This is a genomic window from Herbiconiux aconitum, assembly GCF_024979235.1.
In the GTDB taxonomy this organism is placed as follows: domain Bacteria; phylum Actinomycetota; class Actinomycetes; order Actinomycetales; family Microbacteriaceae; genus Herbiconiux; species Herbiconiux aconitum.
Genome location: NZ_JANLCM010000002.1, coordinates 293,650 through 311,711 on the forward strand (window position 1 = coordinate 293,650; position 18,062 = coordinate 311,711).

General features: G+C 67.9%; 15 protein-coding genes and 2 riboswitches. Of the genes, 13 read left to right on the forward strand and 2 right to left on the reverse strand.

Features of this window, described 5'->3' with window-relative positions; all coding sequences use genetic code 11:
- Positions 1–20 precede the first annotated feature (20 nt).
- The 6 genes from ychF to N1027_RS12975 all read left to right on the forward strand — a co-directional run bounded on the left by ychF (position 21) and on the right by N1027_RS12975 (position 7,714).
- The gene (gene ychF / locus N1027_RS12950) at positions 21–1,094 is read left to right on the forward strand and encodes a redox-regulated ATPase YchF (RefSeq protein ID WP_259508499.1); all 1,074 of its coding nucleotides are present in this window, start codon (positions 21–23) and stop codon (positions 1,092–1,094) included.
- 41 nt (positions 1,095–1,135) lie between these two features.
- Positions 1,136–1,597, forward strand: coding sequence for an aromatic ring-opening dioxygenase LigA (locus N1027_RS12955; protein ID WP_259508502.1), 462 nt, complete (start codon positions 1,136–1,138; stop codon positions 1,595–1,597).
- Positions 1,598–1,664: 67 nt separating this feature from the next.
- Entirely contained in the window at positions 1,665–2,123 is a 459-nt protein-coding gene (locus tag N1027_RS12960) for a hypothetical protein (protein ID WP_259508504.1), read from the forward strand.
- A 138-nt stretch (positions 2,124–2,261) separates the two neighbouring features.
- Positions 2,262–3,041, forward strand: a complete 780-nt coding sequence (locus tag N1027_RS12965; RefSeq protein ID WP_259508506.1) for a hypothetical protein — start codon at positions 2,262–2,264, stop codon at positions 3,039–3,041.
- 71 nt (positions 3,042–3,112) lie between these two features.
- A complete protein-coding gene (locus N1027_RS12970) occupies positions 3,113–4,753 on the forward strand; it encodes a heparan-alpha-glucosaminide N-acetyltransferase domain-containing protein (protein WP_259508508.1) in 1,641 nt (546 codons plus the stop codon).
- Positions 4,754–4,801: 48 nt separating this feature from the next.
- The gene (locus N1027_RS12975) at positions 4,802–7,714 is read left to right on the forward strand and encodes a hypothetical protein (protein ID WP_259508510.1); all 2,913 of its coding nucleotides are present in this window, start codon (positions 4,802–4,804) and stop codon (positions 7,712–7,714) included.
- 5 nt (positions 7,715–7,719) lie between these two features.
- Here N1027_RS12975 and lgt read toward each other — a convergent pair whose 3' ends face one another.
- Positions 7,720–8,703 carry a prolipoprotein diacylglyceryl transferase gene (gene lgt, locus N1027_RS12980; RefSeq protein WP_372499775.1) on the reverse strand — a complete coding sequence of 328 codons (984 nt, stop codon included), beginning with the start codon at positions 8,701–8,703 and terminating at the stop codon, positions 7,720–7,722.
- A gap of 457 nt (positions 8,704–9,160) precedes the next feature.
- Between lgt and N1027_RS12985 the strand changes: the two genes are divergently transcribed.
- The 7 genes from N1027_RS12985 (at position 9,161) to N1027_RS13015 (ending at position 17,017) form a co-directional block, all read left to right on the forward strand.
- A complete protein-coding gene (locus tag N1027_RS12985) occupies positions 9,161–9,370 on the forward strand; it encodes a cold-shock protein (protein WP_092557966.1) in 210 nt (69 codons plus the stop codon).
- A gap of 192 nt (positions 9,371–9,562) precedes the next feature.
- Complete coding sequence (locus N1027_RS12990) at positions 9,563–10,654, forward strand: fatty acid desaturase family protein (protein WP_259510368.1); 1,092 nt, start codon at positions 9,563–9,565, stop codon at positions 10,652–10,654.
- Positions 10,655–10,670: 16 nt separating this feature from the next.
- Positions 10,671–11,399 (forward strand): copper resistance CopC family protein, encoded by a 729-nt coding sequence (locus N1027_RS12995; protein WP_259508513.1) that lies wholly within the window; start codon positions 10,671–10,673, stop codon positions 11,397–11,399.
- A 52-nt stretch (positions 11,400–11,451) separates the two neighbouring features.
- A riboswitch (glycine riboswitch) is annotated at positions 11,452–11,547 on the forward strand.
- 1 nt (position 11,548) lies between these two features.
- Positions 11,549–11,645, forward strand: a riboswitch (glycine riboswitch).
- A gap of 87 nt (positions 11,646–11,732) precedes the next feature.
- Positions 11,733–12,872: a glycine cleavage system aminomethyltransferase GcvT gene (gcvT, locus tag N1027_RS13000; protein WP_259508514.1), complete on the forward strand. Its 1,140-nt coding sequence runs from the start codon at positions 11,733–11,735 to the stop codon at positions 12,870–12,872.
- Position 12,873: 1 nt separating this feature from the next.
- A complete protein-coding gene (gene gcvH, locus N1027_RS13005; protein ID WP_259508516.1) occupies positions 12,874–13,245 on the forward strand; it encodes a glycine cleavage system protein GcvH in 372 nt (123 codons plus the stop codon).
- Positions 13,246–13,252: 7 nt separating this feature from the next.
- Entirely contained in the window at positions 13,253–16,210 is a 2,958-nt protein-coding gene (gcvP, locus tag N1027_RS13010) for an aminomethyl-transferring glycine dehydrogenase (protein ID WP_259508518.1), read from the forward strand.
- 36 nt (positions 16,211–16,246) lie between these two features.
- A complete protein-coding gene (locus tag N1027_RS13015; RefSeq protein WP_259508520.1) occupies positions 16,247–17,017 on the forward strand; it encodes a pentapeptide repeat-containing protein in 771 nt (256 codons plus the stop codon).
- Between the two features lie 111 nt (positions 17,018–17,128).
- Here N1027_RS13015 and N1027_RS13020 read toward each other — a convergent pair whose 3' ends face one another.
- Positions 17,129–17,902, reverse strand: coding sequence for a CPBP family intramembrane glutamic endopeptidase (locus tag N1027_RS13020; protein ID WP_259508522.1), 774 nt, complete (start codon positions 17,900–17,902; stop codon positions 17,129–17,131).
- Between the last annotated feature and the right edge of the window lie 160 nt (positions 17,903–18,062).

The following is an 18,062-nucleotide window of genomic DNA, read 5'->3' on the forward strand; positions in this document are numbered from 1 at the left end:
CCCCGGTAGGATTGACGACCGTGGCTTTAACTATCGCGATCGTCGGACTCCCCAATGTGGGCAAGTCCACCCTGTTCAACGCCCTCACCAAGAACCAGGTTCTGGCGGCGAACTATCCGTTCGCCACCATCGAGCCGAACGTGGGCGTGGTGAACCTGCCCGACGCGCGCCTCACCAAGCTCGCCGAGATCTTCTCGAGCGAGCGCATCCTGCCCGCCCCCGTGTCGTTCGTCGACATCGCAGGCATCGTGCGTGGTGCGAGCGAGGGGGAGGGGCTCGGCAACAAGTTCCTCGCCAACATCCGTGAGGCGGATGCGATCGCCCAGGTCATCCGCGGATTCGAGGACTCGGATGTCGTGCACGTCGACGGCAAGGTCGACGCGGCGAGCGACATGGAGACGATCAACACCGAGCTGATCCTCGCCGATCTGCAGACCCTCGAGAAGGCCGAGGCGCGCTACGAGAAAGAGGTGCGTGGCAAGAAGCTCGAGCCGATCGTGCTCTCGACCGCGCAGGCCGCCCGCGAATACCTCGACACCGGCAAGCCGCTGTCGTCGTCATCGATCGACCTCGAGCCGATCCGTGAGCTGGGCCTCCTGACCGCCAAACCCTTCATCTACGTGTTCAACGTCGACGAGGCCATCCTGAACGACCCGGCGCGGAAATCCGCGCTTGCGGCTCTGGTGGCGCCGGCGCAGGCGATCTTCCTCGACGCCAAGCTCGAGTCGGAGCTGATCGACCTCGACCCCGAAGACGCCGCCGAGCTCCTCGCCTCGACCGGTCAGGAAGAGAGCGGACTCGACCAGCTCGCCCGCATCGGCTTCGACACGCTGGGCCTGCAGACCTACCTCACGGCCGGGCCGAAGGAGTCAAGGGCCTGGACGATCGGCAAGGGGTGGACTGCCCCGCAGGCGGCGGGCGTCATCCACACCGACTTCCAGAAGGGCTTCATCAAGGCCGAGATCATCTCGTTCGACGACCTGGTGGCGACCGGCTCGATCGCCGAGGCCCGCGCGAAGGGCAAGGCCCGCATCGAGGGCAAGGACTACGTGATGCAAGACGGCGACGTGGTCGAGTTCCGTTTCAACAACTGATCGGACGGCGCACCTGCCGGCCGCCCGCGAGAGGACCATCGATGTCGTCAACACCCAGCAAATCCGATCTCCGCGGTGTCGGAGGTCTGGCCATCGCAGCCGGTTCGCTGTTCATTGCCGCCGGAGCTGCGGCCTGGCTCACCGTCACGAAGCAGCTGCGCGACGAGAAGATCGAGGTGCCGGGAAATGCGCCGGCGTTGGCGGGCAAGCGCGTTCAAGGACCAGTGACCGCCTACGTCGAAGCCCTCACGATCAAGGGCAACGCCGAGCGCGGGGCCGGTGGGCGAACCTTCGCCGACGTCAGTGCAGCCCTCCGCGGCGTCGACTCGAGCAGCGACGAGGCCGGCGAGTTGCGCAAACAAAGCGCCGCCCTGTCGACGGCGGCATCGTTGCGCACCTCGCTGATGACCTCTGTACTCGCCTACGGGGTGAGCGCCCTCGTCGGCGGTCTCGGTGCCCTCTTCCTCATCGTGGGGTCGAAACTCCGCCGAGTCGACGAATAGCGTCGTCATCCAGCCGCGGTCTCTCTGTCAGCCGATGTGGTAGACCAGGCCCATCCCGCGACTCGCGATGTCTCTCGTGAAGGACTGCCCGCGCGATCTCTCGCACATACGAATACTCGTCGGGTCGTGCGACGCGATCGGAAACCTCTCGGATGTCGTCTTCGCCAACGCGAGCGAAGTCGTCTGCGATGGCCTGCATCGCGCTCGGCGGAATCGCGCGGTAGAAACCGAACCACCCGCAGCACGAGAACGTGACATCACCTTCGACCATCTGAAAAGCCGGACGGCTCGGCCGGTCGGGCCTGCTGCCGAACACGAACTGCATCTGACGCCAGCATTTGTCGAGATCGAGTGTGGGCAGATCCGGCTCTCCATGCGAGAAGAACTGATGGAACTCGTCGCTGTCGAGGTGCGCGCGAGGGTCGGCAACGGCCGATTCGGCGAAGAGCGGATGGACTGGATAGGCGTAGTAGCGGATTCCCATGCGGGAATTCTGCGAGCGTTTCACACTCATCCGGCGTCGTAGCGAAGAATTGTGGGCAGTAGCGTCTGACGGCGCGGCTGTGGAGGAGAGGTCGGAACGGGTGCCAGGACCGATTGGGCGACGACGCGCTTGCTACTGTCGAAGCGTGAAGACGGCCGGCGAGAGAGACGGGGACCTCGGATGCACATGATCACCGTGGTGAAGAACGGCAAGCTCAACCCCGACGTGCGGCTCTGGACGGGCATCGCGGCTGTGACGGTGGCCGTGCTCACGCTGGCGGAGTTCCTCGTGCAAGTGCTCCTGGTGGGCGCTCGGCCGGCACTCGACGACGCAGCGGCGCTCGCGGATTTCATGGCGCGAACCGCCAATCAGACGCTGTTCACGATTCTGATCGACACCTTCCTGATGGCAGCCCTGATCGTCTTCCTCGGCGGATTCCGGCAGATCATCACGCACACCCGACCCGACCTGCAGTGGGTCGCCGACCTCGCCTTCGGCTCGGGGCTGCTGTTCATCGGCGTGACCCTGGTCGGCGACGCGATGGAGGGAGGCACCGCCCTCGACACCATCGGCCTCACCCCCGACTCCTCCTCGCTCCGTGCCCTCACGGTCGGGCACACCCTGATGTTCGGATCGATCGGATGCGCGCTCACCGCGTTGCTCGCAGCAGCATCGGGTTACGTCACACTGGCATCCGGGGCGCTTCCCGCGTGGACCGGGTGGATCGCCTACGTCGTCGCCGGCCTCAACCTGCTCGCCGTGCCCACGATGTTCGGCGGCACGAGCCCCTCGTCGTTCTTCGCCGCGGGGGGCGCGGCGAATGCGCTTCTGGCGACCTTCCCCTGGCTGGTTTGGGTGGTCTGCGTCGGATTCGTCACCATTCGCGACCGCCGGCGCTTCCACGACCTCCCGCCCGAGGTGCAGGCGGCGACCGCGTCGACGTCACTCGCCGCGAGATGAGAATAATTCACTGAATCCTGCTTTCTCGGGTATGCTCACCATTCGAGTGATACCGACACCCCGAGGAACACATGATCCACCGCACGACGATCACTGCCGAATCGGCAGCGGTTCTCGACGCCTCGCTCGCCCTGGGGGCTGCAGCCGGTGCCGCAGGGGTTCTCCTGCTGGGCGTGATCGTGCTTCTCATCGTGCGTGCCGTGCGTCGTCGTCGTGCCGCCCCGAGTCGCCATACGACCGTCGAAGAAGGCTACTCGGCCGGTGTCGCGCAGGTGCCGAGCCCGGTCGGCGGCCGGGGGCGTCGCGCTGCTGCGCGGCTGTTCGGATTGCCTGAGCGCACCATCGGCCTGGATGTCGCACGCGGAGGTGCCCTGCTGATGCTCGTCGCCGTGGCATGGCTGGAGTCGACTGCGGGCGGCCTGGAACTCACGCGGCGTCTCGTCACGATCAGCGGGATGCAGTCAGATCGAGACCCCGCAGAGTGGCTCGCGGCAGTCGGTGCCGGCGTGGCGATCTTCTTCGTGCTGATCTCCGGAATCGCGTCCGCCCTCACGAGCGGTGGAGCAAGCCCCGTGGAGGGCCTCGAAAGGCTGCGGAGTCGTATGCGCCTCGGTGCGCGGGCGATCCTGCTTCTGGGAGTGGGGGCTGTGGCTGCCTCTTCCGGTACGCCCTTCGCCGGGCTCGTGGCGACGATCGGTACGCTGGCGCTGATCGCGCTGCCCGTGCTGGGATGGCGGTCGAGACGCCTGTTCCTCGCGGCGGCCGTCTGGACCGTCGTGGTGCCGGTGCCGGCTGCCGCTCTCGCCGACGCGGTGCAGGCATCCGGAACTCTGATCGCGCCCCCGTTGGAATGGGCGCTCTCCGGGGCTTTCCCTCCCGTACCGCTGGTGGGAGTGCTGCTCGCAGGGCTCGCCGTGGGTCGCCTCGATTTCAGCCGGGTCGGCAGGCGGTGGATCGTGTGCGCTGCGGCGACCGGATGCGCGTTGCTGGCGTTCGGAACAGGTGCGGTCGTCTCGACCCGCCTGGGCGACTCGCTCCCGGCGGCTCTGACCGCCATCCTCTCGATCGACCCGCGGTCGGCGATGCCGCTCGCCCTGCTGGGGGCGGCGAGTGGTGCGCTGGCGCTCGTCGCCGTGGCGCTGATCGTCGGGCGTGCACTGCGTTGGGCGCTCGTCCTGGTGTCCGCTGCCGGTTCGATGGCATTGACTCTCTGGGCCGTCTCGCTCGCGGTGATCGGTGCGACGTGGATGCTCGCACCCACTGTGGCATCGAAGGGCCCGGAAGCCCTGATCACGGCACTCCTGGGTTCCGACGGGTCGCTGGGACTCTTCGCTGCACTATCGGAGCCATTCAGCGCCACCGGGGTCGTGGCGGTACTGGTCGTGCTCGTGGCCGCCGCCTGCGCCGTCTGGCGGCTCTTCCTCGGAGACGGCCCGGCCGAGCGCCTCGTCAGAGCGATCGGCGTCACCCTGACGAAAGTGCCCGATCAACCGACGCCGCAACCGGATGTGGCGCCTCCGGCCTCGGTGAGTGGGTTCGACGCCCTGATCGGCGGTCAAGAAGCCGCACCCGACTCCGCGACTGGTGCAGCTCTTGAGGATCTGCCCCCCGATCGCCGTCCCGTTCGGCGACAGCCCATGGGCCCGGTCGACCCCGCCGCCGTGGCCACTCAGTGGACTCCCGGCCAGGCCATCGGAAGGCTGCCGTACTAGATGCGGCCGGAGGAACACGTGCGCCGGCTGCTCCTGCAGAGTGATCGCATGCCCACCGGGCAAGTCGAACGAGCCCTACTGCAGAGCGCCGTTCATCTGAGCGATGCACTCGACGATGACGTGCTGGGCTACGAGTCCCGGCTGCGCCTCAGCGCGTGGGCGGCAGCATCCGGCGATTCGACGACCCGCCTCCGCGCGTTCGACCGCTGCCTCGAACTGCACCTGAGCGATCCGCTCCGGTTTCCGGCGACCGTGGGCGATCTCGACCTCCTCTGGGACTTCGCCTCCATCCCTCGACTTCTCGCGAGCAGCCCCCGCTACGACCGGGAGACGATCTCTGCGTGCCTCGACGAGATGCTCGAGGTGTTCTCGTTTCAGGGCGCTGATCTGCGTGCTCTCGACTTCGCGCGTTTCGAGGTCGCCGCTGCCCTCGGCGACGGTGCGCTGGCTGCTGAGAGCCTCGCGCGGGCGACCACTGGGTTCGGTTCGCAGAACGGTCGGAAAGTTCGGGCCGAACCCCTCCTCTGCGACGCCTGCGTGCTGAGTGCCGAGATCGTGTGGCACGCCCGGAGCGGCAGGCTCGACCGTGCCGCTGCTGCCGCCGATCGGCTCCGTGGAAGCGGCGTCGCCTGCGCCGACGAACCCGAGCTCGGGTTGTCACGCTCACTCGTGCCGTATCTGCTGACCGGCCGTCTCGACGACGCCAGAGACGTGCATCTCTCCGGCTACGAGCGGGTGCGCCACGGAGCCCACAACCTTGAGGCCGTCGCCGCTCACATCGAGTTCGCGGTCCGGGTCGGCGCTCTGCGGCGCGCACGCGAGTTGGTGGAACGCCATGCCTGCTGGCTCGCCGCTGACCCGTTGGCCGAGTCGGCGCATTTCGCTCTTCTGTGCGCCGCCGGCGGAGCGATGGACGCCCTCACCCGGTCCGGGCGCGGTGGGTCGGCCATCACCCCCAACGATGCACCCACCCTCGCCCCCCACCTCGGCGCCCGGATCGGCGGTTGGACGGCGACCACGTTCGCCAAGGCGTGCTGGACCGCGGCATCCGGGCTCGCTGACGCCTTCGATGCGCGAAACGGAAGCGACCGGTTCGCGCGTCGTCTCGATGAGGCTCGCGCGATCCGCCCGGTGACGGCGTGGGAACCGTCTCCGTGGAGGCGGGAACTCGGCGATCGAGATGATCGAGATGATCGAGATGATCGTAACGACCGCCGGCATCTGCCCGGACGGCCGGCCGCGGCGGTGTTCGGCGCCGAGGCCGTTGCCGGAATCGAACGAGCCGCACCGGCTGATCAGCGTCTGGTCGAGCCGCGCGCCCTGCTCGCCAGCGCCCGGGAGTACGCGGCCGTCGGCGATCGACGGGCAGCCGAGGCAGCCATCGACGACGCACTCCCACGCGCCGACCCGCTGACTCGCGCCGAGCTGTTCGCAGTGCGCATCCGGATGCACGTCGAGCGCGGCGAGATCCGTTCCGCAGAGCAGCAGCTCGCTCAGCGCGTCGATTGTTTGATCGTCGACGACCTCGACGACGACGCGGAGCTCGATCTCCAACTCGGTCTGCTGCTCTTCGGCGCCCCACTCGCGGGCCAGGAGGACGTGCTCGGAAAGGCGGTCGAACGCGCTGGAGAGCTCGGCCTCGATCAAGGACCCAGACTGCGAATCGCGGTCGCTCTGGCCACCCTGTTCCTGCAGGAGGGGCGCCTGCTGGAAGCGGAATCGCTCCTGTCGAGCGCGCTCGCCGGCGTGGTGGGCGTTCGTCGGAGTCCCGGCTTGTTCGTGCTGGCCGACGTGAACTTCGCGCTCGGGCGCGCCCAGGAGGCGCTCGCGGCAATCGATGTGCTCCTCGGCGATCCGATCGATCGCGCCTTGCGGGCATCCGCCCTCCTCCGGCGGTCGACGGTGATCTTCCTTCTCGACCCGCACGAAGCAGCGGCCGCGATCGAGCACGCCATCGACGACGCCGACCGCGCTCTTCAGCTGTACGTCGAACTCGGTCACTGTGAAGGCGTGCTCGATGCCTGCGGCGTGCTGGGTCATCTGCTGAGTCGGGTCGGTTCCGTCGAGGGTGCGCTCGAAGCTCTGCGCACCGCGCACCAGACGGCCGAGCGTTTCGGGCATCCGGACGTCGACGCGATGGCCTTCCGCCTGGCTTGCGCCTTGGTGCGGGCCGATCGCGGCGGCGAAGCGCGGCGCCTACTCGAGGATGTCGTCGAAGCGATGTCTGCGGAAGGCGATCCGTCGCTTCGGGCTGAGGCGTTCTACTGGCTCGGCCACGCCAGCCGGGCCACCGACGACGATCCGGCCGCGTACTGTCTCTGGAGCCTCGCGCTCGAGGAGTTCGGTCGCGTCGCCGACGAGCACGGCTCGGCTCGGGCAGGCATCGCGTTCGGTCGGCTGCTTCTCGACAACGACGATCCGGCGTCAGTCCCGGTGCTGCAGGAGGCGGCCCGCCGAGCGCGCACGTCACGGGGCGAGGAGGGCGAGCGCGCACCAGGTGGCGGCGTGCCCGCGTCGACTCTGCTCATCGATGCCCTGCACCTGCTCGCACGTGCGCAGGCCGCATTCGGCGACCCGGTCGCCCTCCGCACGCTCGACGACGTCGTGAGCGAGGCCATCGCGCTGAACTGCTTCGAACCGCTCCTGAACGCCAGTGTCGCGGAGTCCCGCGCCCGGGCGCTCGACGACCTGGATCGCGAAGGCGAAGCGATCGTGGTGGCTCGGGAGGCGGCGTCGCTCTTCGACGCGTCCGGAGAACCGGGTGCGGCCGCGAGACTGTGCGTGTTCAGCGCCCGCTTGCTCGCGCGCACCGGCGACATCGATGAAGCGGATGCGCTCTATCGCGCGGGCCTCATCCGCTACGACGCAGCCGCGAAAGGCGGGCGATCGGACGCCCCGCCCCCGTTCGAACGCGCCATCGCGGCGCAGGAGCACGAAGCGCTGAGCGCGAGGCGGCTGTAGGCCTGCTACTTCGAGGTCGTCTCCGACGTCGGCGCCTTCTCGACAGCCGTTCCCGCGAGTTCCTCGTCGGTCCAGCGCGCCTCTGCTTCCGCAGCCTCGTCTTCGGCCACTTCTTCGGGCGTCTTGACGCCCTTGGGGCCGCGTCCCTCGCGGTAGACGGAGATCTCGACTCCCGGATGCCGGCGGCCCTGCACGAAGAACAGCACGAGCCCCAGCGCGATCGCCGCGAACGACGCCCAGATGTTGGCCGGGATGCCGAGGAAGCCGTCGCTCGACGGGTCGATGCGGATCGCTTCGAGCCAGCTCCGACCCAGGCCGTACCAGACGAGGTACAGCGCGAACAGGCGGCCCCAGCGGAGACGGAAGCGGCGCTCGATCAGGAGCAGCAGTGCGACGCCCACCAGGTTCCAGATGATCTCGTAGAGGAACAGCGGGTGGAAGAGCGTGTCGGCCGGCAGGCCCGTCGGGAACGCCGGGCTCACCGACGGGTCGATCTCGAGGCCCCAGGGGAGGTTGGTCGGCAGACCGTAGAGCTCCTGGTTGAAGTAATTGCCGAGGCGGCCGATCGCCTGGGCCACGAGCAGTGCCGGGGCCAGCGCGTCGGCGAACGACCAGAGCCGGATGCCCGTGATCCGGCATCCGATGAACGCACCGATCGCACCACCGATCAGTGACCCGTACAGGGCGTTGCCGCCGTCCCAGATCGCGAAGACGTTGAGCAGGTCGGCGCCGGGGTAGAAGTAGTCGCCGAGGTGCGTGAACACGTGATAGAACCGGGCGCCGATGATGCCGAGCGGAATCGCCCAGAGCACGATGTCGATGACGATGCCCGGTTCCCCGCCTCGAGCGCTGAGGCGCCGGTTCACGATCAGCATCGCCACGATGATCCCCGCGAGGATGAACAGCGCGTAGATGTGGATCTGGAAGATCCAGACAGGGAAGACCGCGAACGAATGATCGGGGCTCGGGATGCTTAGCGGGCTGATGATCTGCGACCTTTCACGAGAGCGCGGCGAGTTGCGCGATGCACCGGTTCGACCCGGCCACGTCGAATTCTAAAGGATAGGGTCGCCCTCGGGATCCGCCTCGGGGCAGCGGCCCAGGTTCGCCGAGTAGAACGGACCCATGAGCGACGAACACCCGAACCGCAACCGCATCGTCTTCGGGGTGATCGTGGCCGCCATCCTTCTCTTCGGACTGATCTCGATGATGGCGACGGCCTGGATCAGCGGCATTTCCTAGCGTGTTCGTAGCGAAAACCGGCGTCCCCGGCTAAGCTTGACGAAGTTGTTGTGTTACCCATGAATCTTGAATAGGGTCTGTGCTCGTTTCTACGAGGCTCATTTCGCATGAGACACGGACTTGTTTTTCTGAGGAGCGGAACAAAGTACACCGCGACGGTAGGTCCCGACAGGCGGGGCCGCTTACCTCGAAAAGAGAAAAACAATGCCTACAGGCACCGTGAAATGGTTCAACTCCGAAAAGGGCTTCGGCTTCATCTCCCCCGATGACGGTGGCGAGGATGTCTTCGCTCACCACTCCGGCATCAGCGGCAGCGGATACAAGAACCTCGAAGAGAACCAGCGCGTCAGCTTCGACGTCACCCAGGGCCGCAAGGGCCTGCAGGCGGAGAACATCACGCCGCTCAGCGCGTAAGTCGCCGGCGCTCAGCGCCTGACGTGAAGAACCCGTGTTCGCCATTGGCGACACGGGTTCTTTGTTTTGTCAACCCGGGGGCCAACACGCAGGTTTGCCCCGTAGCCTGAGTGCATCTGAACATGGGCGAATGCTCGAACACACGACTGGGAAGTCGAACCCGACACCAGTGAGCAGGTCCCGTTGACCGTCATGAACAATCCGGCCGCGCGCGCCACCGTTCCTCGTAAGGCCGGTGCCGCGCATCCGACGGCCGCCTATTCCGAACTCCTCACCACCGTGCGTGACGTGGGCTTGCTCCGCAAGCGCCGCACCTTCTACATCGGCATGTTCTCCGTGCTGGTGCTCGCCCTGGGCGGGGCCGCTGCCGGCTTCGTGCTGCTCGGCGAGTCGTGGTGGCAGCTGGCGATCGCCGGCGGACTCGGCATCATCTTCACGCAATTCGCTTTTCTCGCCCATGAGGCCTCGCACCGTCAGGTGTTCGAGTCCGGCCCCGCCAACGACCGCGCCGGCCGCACCCTCGCCACCGCATTCGTCGGTATGAGCTACACCTGGTGGATGTCGAAGCACACCCGCCACCACGGCAACCCGAACGTGATCGGCAAAGACCCCGACATCGAGATCGACACGGTCTCCTTCATCGAAGAGGATGCCGCGTCGCGCCGAGGCCTGATGGCGTGGCTCACCCGCCGCCAGGGCTACGCGCTGTATCCGCTGCTGCTGCTCGAGGGCCTGAATCTCCACTACCTGTCGTTCAAGACGCTGTTCAGCCGCAAGCCGGTCGAGGGCCGCCGTTTCGAACTCTGGTTCATCGGCATCCGTCTCGTCGCCTATGTCGCCGTCATCTTCTACTTCCTGCCGCTCGGCATGGCGTTCGCCTTCATCGGCGTGCAGCTGGCCGTCTTCGGCCTCTACATGGGTGCGTCCTTCGCCCCCAACCACGTGGGAATGACGATCTTCCCCGCCGGCAGCCGCATCGACTTCCTCAGCAAGCAGGTGCTCTCCTCCCGCAACATCGCGGGCGGCTGGGGCATGACCGTGTTCATGGGCGGGCTCAACCTGCAGGTCGAGCACCACCTGTTCCCGAACATGGCCCGCCCGAACCTGATGAAGGCACGGCCGATCGTGCAGGAGTACTGCGCGACCCACAAGATCCCCTACACGCAGACCTCGCTGCTCGAGGCGCACGTCGCGGTGATCGCCTACATGAACCGGGTGGGCATGCACGCACCCGATCCCTTCGACTGCCCGCTGGTGAACCAGTACCGGGTTCGTCGAAGCTGACGGATATCGTTGTCGGGTGAGAACTCCGCCCACCCGCACCCGTTTCAACGCCCTCGCCGGCGGCCTCGCAGCCGCCGGCGTCGTCGCGCTCCTCGTCGTCGGATCGGCGGGTGCGGCGTCGGCTCATGACGCGCTCCAATCGTCGTCACCGGCGGCCGGAGACTCGCTGACGACCGATCCCGGTGTCGTGACCCTGGATTTCTCTGACGAGCTCCTCACCCTCGGCGAAAGCACCGACGGCTTCGCGATCGAGGTGGTGGACAGCGAGGGGCTGCACCACGAATCCGGATGCCTGTCGGTGCAGGACTCCACAGTCGACACGCCGATCGCGCTCGGGCTCGCGGGCGCCTACGTCGTGCTCTGGCAGGTCGTCTCCTCCGACGGGCACCCGACGTCGGGGCAGTACGAGTTCGACTACGAACCCAGCACGCTCGACGGCGCCCACGACGGCTTGACCGAATCGCCCGCCTGTGGCGACGCATGGGCAGGAGACCCCGACGGCACCCCGACCTCCACTCCCGACGCGGCCGGTCCGGCCCCGGTCGCGACCGCGTCGACACCCGTGCCGACCGCCGACGCCACCGAGGCGACGGTCACGGCGACGGATGCGCCGAGCCCGGCATCCGCTCCCGTCGTGCCGTGGCCCGTCGCCGTGCTCCTCGGTCTCGTGGCTCTCGGGGCCATCGCGGGGATCGTCGTGCTCGCGGTGCGGCGCAGCCGTGGTGGCGGCTACGGCGATCAGTGAGGGGCGCTATGCTCGTTCGCGTAGCACCTTCCAACTGAATACCGCTGGCCACTAGCTCGACGCGGGAGAGCCGCTCCACAATCCGGAACGGCACCGAAGGAGCAATCCTCCCCGATAATCTCTCAGGTCCTCGTACCGCATCGAACTGGCCGCTCTGGAAAGCAGTCCGCAGCATCGACAGCGGCTCGCCCATGGTGAAAGCGTCGCTTGCGGCGTGAAACTCTCAGGCACGATGACAGAGGGGGAGTTCTCAGAGCAGATCTGCACGATTCGACACCGCGCAGTGTGCTCCCGCCACTCGCCGGCCCCGCCTGCGACGAAACCGGAGAACTCATGACCGAATCGACGGATTCCCCTCCCCGCTACTCCCCGCTGCACGCGGTGCACGTCGCCGCCGGCGCCACCTTCACCGACTTCGCCGGCTGGCAGATGCCGGTGCGCTATTCGAGCGACCTCGCCGAACACCACGCGGTGCGGAGCGCGGCCGGCCTCTTCGACCTCTCGCACATGGCCGAGTTCGAGGTGTCCGGCGCTGAGGCCGGGGCGTTCCTCGACCACGCGCTCGCCGGTCGGCTCTCGGCCATCGAGCTCGGTCAGGCGAAGTACTCCCTGCTGTTGGCCCCCGAGGGCGGGATCATCGACGACCTCGTGGTCTATCGCACCGGAGACTCCGACTTCCTCGTCGTGGCCAACGCCTCGAACCACGACCCGGTTGCGGCGGCGCTGGCCGACCGGATCGACGGGTTCGACGCCATGCTGCGCGACACGAGCGACGAGACGGCGCTGATCGCCGTGCAGGGTCCGGGCTCGCGGGCCATCCTCGAGGCGACCGCGGGCTTCGAGGCACCTGGGCTCGACGAGCTGCGCTACTACCGGGCGATCGAGGGCACCTTCCGTGGCGAGCGGGTTCTCGTGGCGCGTACGGGCTACACGGGGGAGGACGGATTCGAGCTGTATGTGCATCCGGATCTCGCCGAAGCCGTGTGGACGGCCGTCGCCGAGGCCGGAGCCGACAAGGGGATCGTGCCCGCAGGGCTCGCCAGCCGCGACACGCTGCGCCTCGAAGCCGGCATGCCGCTCTACGGCCATGAGCTCTCGCTCGAGACCTTCCCGGTGCAGGCCGGACTCGGGCGCGTGCCCGCGATGGCGAAGGCCGCCTTCGTCGGTCGAGAAGCCCTCGAGCAGGGGCCGGCGACGGATGCGCCGGTGCTGGTCGGTCTGGTGGCCGACGGTCGCCGCGCCGCCCGCGCCGACTACGCGATCTACGCCGAGGCCGCCGACGACGCGGCCACGGAGCCGATCGGCGTCGTGACGAGCGGGGCGCTCTCGCCGACGCTCGGGCATCCGATCGCCATGGCCTACGTCGCTCCGCGGTTCGCCGAGCCGGACACGGAGCTCAGCGTCGACATCCGTGGCACCCGCCTCACGTTCCGCACCACGACCCTCCCGTTCTACCGCCGGAAGAAGGACTGACATGACTGACCAGAGCGAACTCCGCTACACCTCCGAGCACGAGTGGGTGCTCGTCGAGGGCAGCGTCGCCACCATCGGCATCACCGCCTACGCGGCAGCGCAGCTCGGCGACATCGTCTACCTCGACCTGCCTGCTGCCGGCACCGTGATCGCCGGCGGAAGCGTCGTGGGCGAGATCGAATCGACCAAGTCGGTGGGCGAGCTCTTCGCCCCTGTCGACGGCACGGTGGTGGAGAAGAACGCCGCCGTCGAAGACGCGCCCGAGCTCGTGAACAGCGATCCGCTGGGCGCAGGGTGGCTGCTCAAGATCGAATTCAGCGAGCTGCCCGAACTGCTCTCGCTCGCCGACTACAACGCCCTGATCGGGGAATGACCACACGATGACCCAACTGCCCTTCTCCTCCCGGCACATCGGCACGGATGCGGCGGCGCAGTCCCGCATGCTCGAAGCGGTCGGCTACTCCAGCGTCGCCGAGCTGATGGCTGCGGCCGTGCCGCGCGCCATCCAGTTCGACCGCTCGCTCGCCGACTCGCTCGTGCCGCCGGCGGCCACCGAACGGGAGGCCGTCGACGAACTCCGGGCGCTGGCCGCTCAGAACCGGGTCTCCACCTCCTACCTCGGGCTCGGCTACTACGACACGATCACGCCCGCCGTGATCAAGCGCAACGTTCTCGAGAACCCGAGCTGGTACACGGCCTACACGCCCTACCAGCCCGAGATCTCGCAGGGGCGGCTCGAGGCGCTGATCAACTTCCAGACCATGGTGGCCGACCTCACCGGTCTCGCCACCGCGAACGCCTCCATGCTCGACGAGTCGACGGCGGCGGTCGAGGGGATGCTGCTGGCCCGCCGGGCGAGCAAGTCGGCCTCGCACCGCTTCATCGTCGACGCGGATGCGTTCCCGCAGACCAAGTCGCTCTTGCGATCGCGCGCCGAAGCGGTCGGGATCGAGATCGTCGAGATGGATCTCGACGCGGTCGACCACCCCGCGCATCCGGCCGCCGACGCATTCGGCGTGTTCATCCAGTACCCGGGCGCCTCCGGACGGGTGTGGAATCCGGCCGATGTCATCGAGATCGTGCACCAGGCCGGCGGCATCGCCGTGGTCGGTGCCGACCTGCTCGCCCTCGCGCTCCTCACGTCGCCGGGGGAGCTGGGCGCCGACGTCGCCATCGGCACCAGCCAGCGTTTCGGCGTGCCCATGGGCTTCGGTGGCCCGCACGCCGGCTACATGTCGGTGCGCTCAGGGCTCGAACGGCAGCTTCCCGGCCGGCTGGTGGGAGTCAGCGTGGATGCGGCGGGGCACCCGGCCTACCGGCTCAGCCTGCAGGCGCGTGAGCAGCACATCCGGCGTGAGAAGGCCACCTCCAACATCTGCACCGCTCAGGTGCTGCTCGCCGTGATGGCGGGCATGTACGCGGTCTACCACGGCCCCGAGGGCCTCCGCGCGATCGCGAGCGAGGTGAACCGGGCCGCTCGCTCGCTGGCCGCTCAGCTCGCGGCCGCCGGCTACGAGATCGTGCACGGCGACTACTTCGACACGATCCAGGTGCGCGTTCCGGGCCGGGCTCGCGGGCTGGCCGAGCACGCCCACTCGCAGGGCATCCTGCTGCGCGTCGACGACGACGACACCATCGGCATCTCCGTCGACGAGACCACGGGCGACGCGGAGTTGTTGCAGGTGGCTCTGGTGTTCGACGCGGTCACGACGCCACTGATCGCGACGACCGAAGCGCTAACCGCGTCCGAGGCCAACGCGGATCGCGCGCGTCGCGTCAGCGCAGCGGCCGAGGCGATCTCCGAGGTCGTCCCGAGCATCCCCGAGCACCTCGTGCGCACCAGCGACTACCTCACGCATCCGGTGTTCAACACCCACCGGTCGGAGACGAGCATGATGCGCTACCTCAAGCGTCTCGCCGACTACGACTACGCACTCGACCGCGGGATGATCCCGCTCGGCTCGTGCACGATGAAGCTCAACGCGGCCAGCGAGATGGAGGCGGTGACCTGGCGCGAGTTCGCCGGCATCCACCCCTTCGCGCCGAAGAGCGACGTCGGGGGTTACCTGGAACTCATCGGCCAGCTCGAGCGCTGGCTCGCCGACGTCACGGGTTACGACTCGGTGTCGCTGCAGCCGAACGCCGGCAGCCAGGGCGAGCTCGCCGGACTGCTCGCCATCCGCGGCTACCACCGCTCGCGCGGCGACCTCGACCGCACCGTGTGCCTCATCCCGTCGAGCGCGCACGGCACCAACGCGGCGTCTGCTGTTCTCGCCGGCATGAAGGTGGTCGTCGTGGCCTGCGACGAGCTCGGCAACGTCGACCTCGACGACCTGCGCGCCAAGATCGAGCAGCACGCCTCCGATCTCGCCGCGCTCATGATCACGTACCCCTCCACCCACGGCGTGTACGAGCACGAGGTCACCGAGATCTGCCGCCTGGTGCACGAGGCCGGCGGCCAGGTGTACGTCGACGGCGCGAATCTCAACGCCCTCCTCGGCTTCGCGCGGTTCGGCGACTTCGGCGGCGATGTCTCGCATCTGAACCTGCACAAGACCTTCTGCATCCCGCACGGCGGTGGCGGGCCGGGCGTCGGACCGGTGGCCGCGAAGGCTCACCTGGCTCCATTCCTTCCGGGGCATATATTCGCTCAGGATGCCCAGCACCTGCTGATCGACGGCACCCGCGTCGAGCACGCCGGCGGCCCGATCTCGGCCGCGCCCTACGGCAGCCCGAGCATCCTGCCGATCAGCTGGGCCTACGTGCGCATGATGGGGCTCGAGGGCCTCGCGGATGCCACGGCTTCGGCCGTGCTCGCCGCGAACTACGTCGCCGCGCGGCTGGCACCGCACTTCCCGGTGCTCTACACGGGCGAGAACGGCCTGGTGGCCCACGAGTGCATCCTCGATCTGCGTGCCATCACGGCGGCCTCCGGGGTGTCGGTCGACGACGTCGCGAAGCGCCTCGTCGACTACGGCTTCCATGCACCGACCATGAGCTTCCCGGTGCCCGGAACGCTCATGGTGGAGCCCACCGAGAGTGAAGATCTCGCCGAGATCGACCGCTTCGTGGAGGCGATGATCCGCATCAAGCAGGAGATCGACGCCGTGGCCGCGGGCGAATGGCCCGCCGACGACAACCCCTTGCGGAACGCACCTCACACAGCGCAGTCCGTGATCGAGGGGGAGTGGACGCATCCCTACGACCGCGAGACCGCGGTGTACCCCGTGCATTCGCTGGTGCGGGGAAAGTACTGGCCGCCGGTGCGCCGGATCGACCAGGCCTACGGCGACCGCAATCTGGTCTGCGCCTGCCCGCCGCCCGAAGCGTTCGAGTGAGAGTGCGCGTCATCGGGCTTTGCTAAGGTTCTCGCCATGCCCGACGCCCCACGCTTCCGCTCTGTTCGTCTGCTGGCCGGCCTGATCGCGGGGATCGCACTGGTCGGCATCGGGGCGGCTCCGGCACAAGCCGCCGACCCGGTCTTCGCCGAGGGCGACTGCGTCGTCTACCGGCTGAGCGACAACGGGCCGGGCGGCGCGCAATGCGCCGGGGTCGATCTGAGTGGCACGCGCTTCGGGGAGGGCGACTTCCGCAACGCGGCGTTGAGCGGTGCGAACTTCGCGGGAGGCGACATCCAGGGCGCCAAGTTCGACGGAGCGGTTCTCGACGGCGCCGATTTCAGCGCGACCCGCGTCGTGGGAGCCGACTTCACGAATTCGAGCGTCCTGCCCGGCGTCATCGACGTCACGGCCGACGCCTCCGGGCAGGCTCCGGTCGACTTCGCGGCCAACCTGCCGACCGGGTTGACCCTCGACGGCTGCTCGATCGTGGGCACCCCGGTGGAACCCGGGCAGACATTCCCCATCGGCACCTCGAACATCTTCTGCCAACTCTCCACGACGTTCGCCGGCAACGACCCCGGAACGGCTCAGGCCGTGATCACCGTCAACGTCGCGGCGTCGCCGACCGCGCCGCCCACGAGCGACCCGATCTTCACGCCGGTGGCGGAGGCCCCGGATGCGCAGAGCGGCTCCGGCGGCACTCCCAACGTGCTGATGATCGGCGGCTTCATCGGCGGCGGTCTGCTCGTGGTGCTCGGCATCGTGGCGTTCATCGTCTCCAACCGCAAGCAGCGGAAGGCCTAACGATGTCGGCGGGATGCGGCGACCGCGCTCGTCGCATCCGGCGGTGAGAGCGGAAGACCGTTCAGCGCCCGGGGTTGCCGCAAGGTGCGCCGCAGGGGCGGCGGCGCACAATCAAAACAGGCTCGGGAAACTGGCCAAGGCCCAGGCGTAGCCGACGAACGAGGCGATGTCGATGATCCAGTGCGCGATGACCAGCGGCATCACACGGCCCCACCGCCAGTAGCACCAGCCGAACACGATGCCCAGCACCAGGTTGCCGAAGAACGGCCCGATGCCCTGGTAGAGGTGGTAGCTGCCGCGCAACACAGCCGCGGACAGGATGATCTGCCACTTGCCCCAGCCGAGCTGGCGCAGCCTCGTGAACAGGTAGCCGATCACGATCAGCTCCTCCTGCAGGGCGGCGCGGAGGGCGGAGAGGATGAGGATCGGCGTGGTCCACCAGTAGGTGTCGAGCGGCGCGGGCACGACGTTGACGGTGAAGCCGAACGCCCGGCCCACGAAGTAGAGCGCGATGCCGGGAACCCCGATCGCGACCGCGAGAAGGAGGCCACGGCCTATGTCACTGACCGGCTTCCGGGCGTCGAAGCCGACGCGGCGGAAAGGATTGCCGCCGGAGATCGCGAGCAGGTAGAACGCCAGAGCCACTGGCACCAGGTCGAAGAAGATCGCGAGCAGCTGATAGGTGAGATCGAGCCAGGCGCGGTCGCTCAGAGCGCCGTTGATGGTGGCGGTCTGGTCGGCCAGAGCGGTGTCAGCGGTGAGGCGACCGATGAGATTGACGATCGAGTACACGGCGGATGCGCCGAGGGAGACCCCGAGAACGAGCGCGATCTCGGTCCACAGACGGCGCCGACGCAGACGAGGCCACTCAACCGCTCGAGTCATGACTCCACTTTCTTGCGCCATGCGCTCGTTTTCCCCATCTTCTGTGGGAAAGCCACAAGAAACCAGCAGAGATAGTTTCGTGTATGTAACTTTTTTGGCCACCGTTTTGCTGTTACAGGTACCCCCACTTAGGGTACTTCCTTAGGCTGCGCCCTCCATA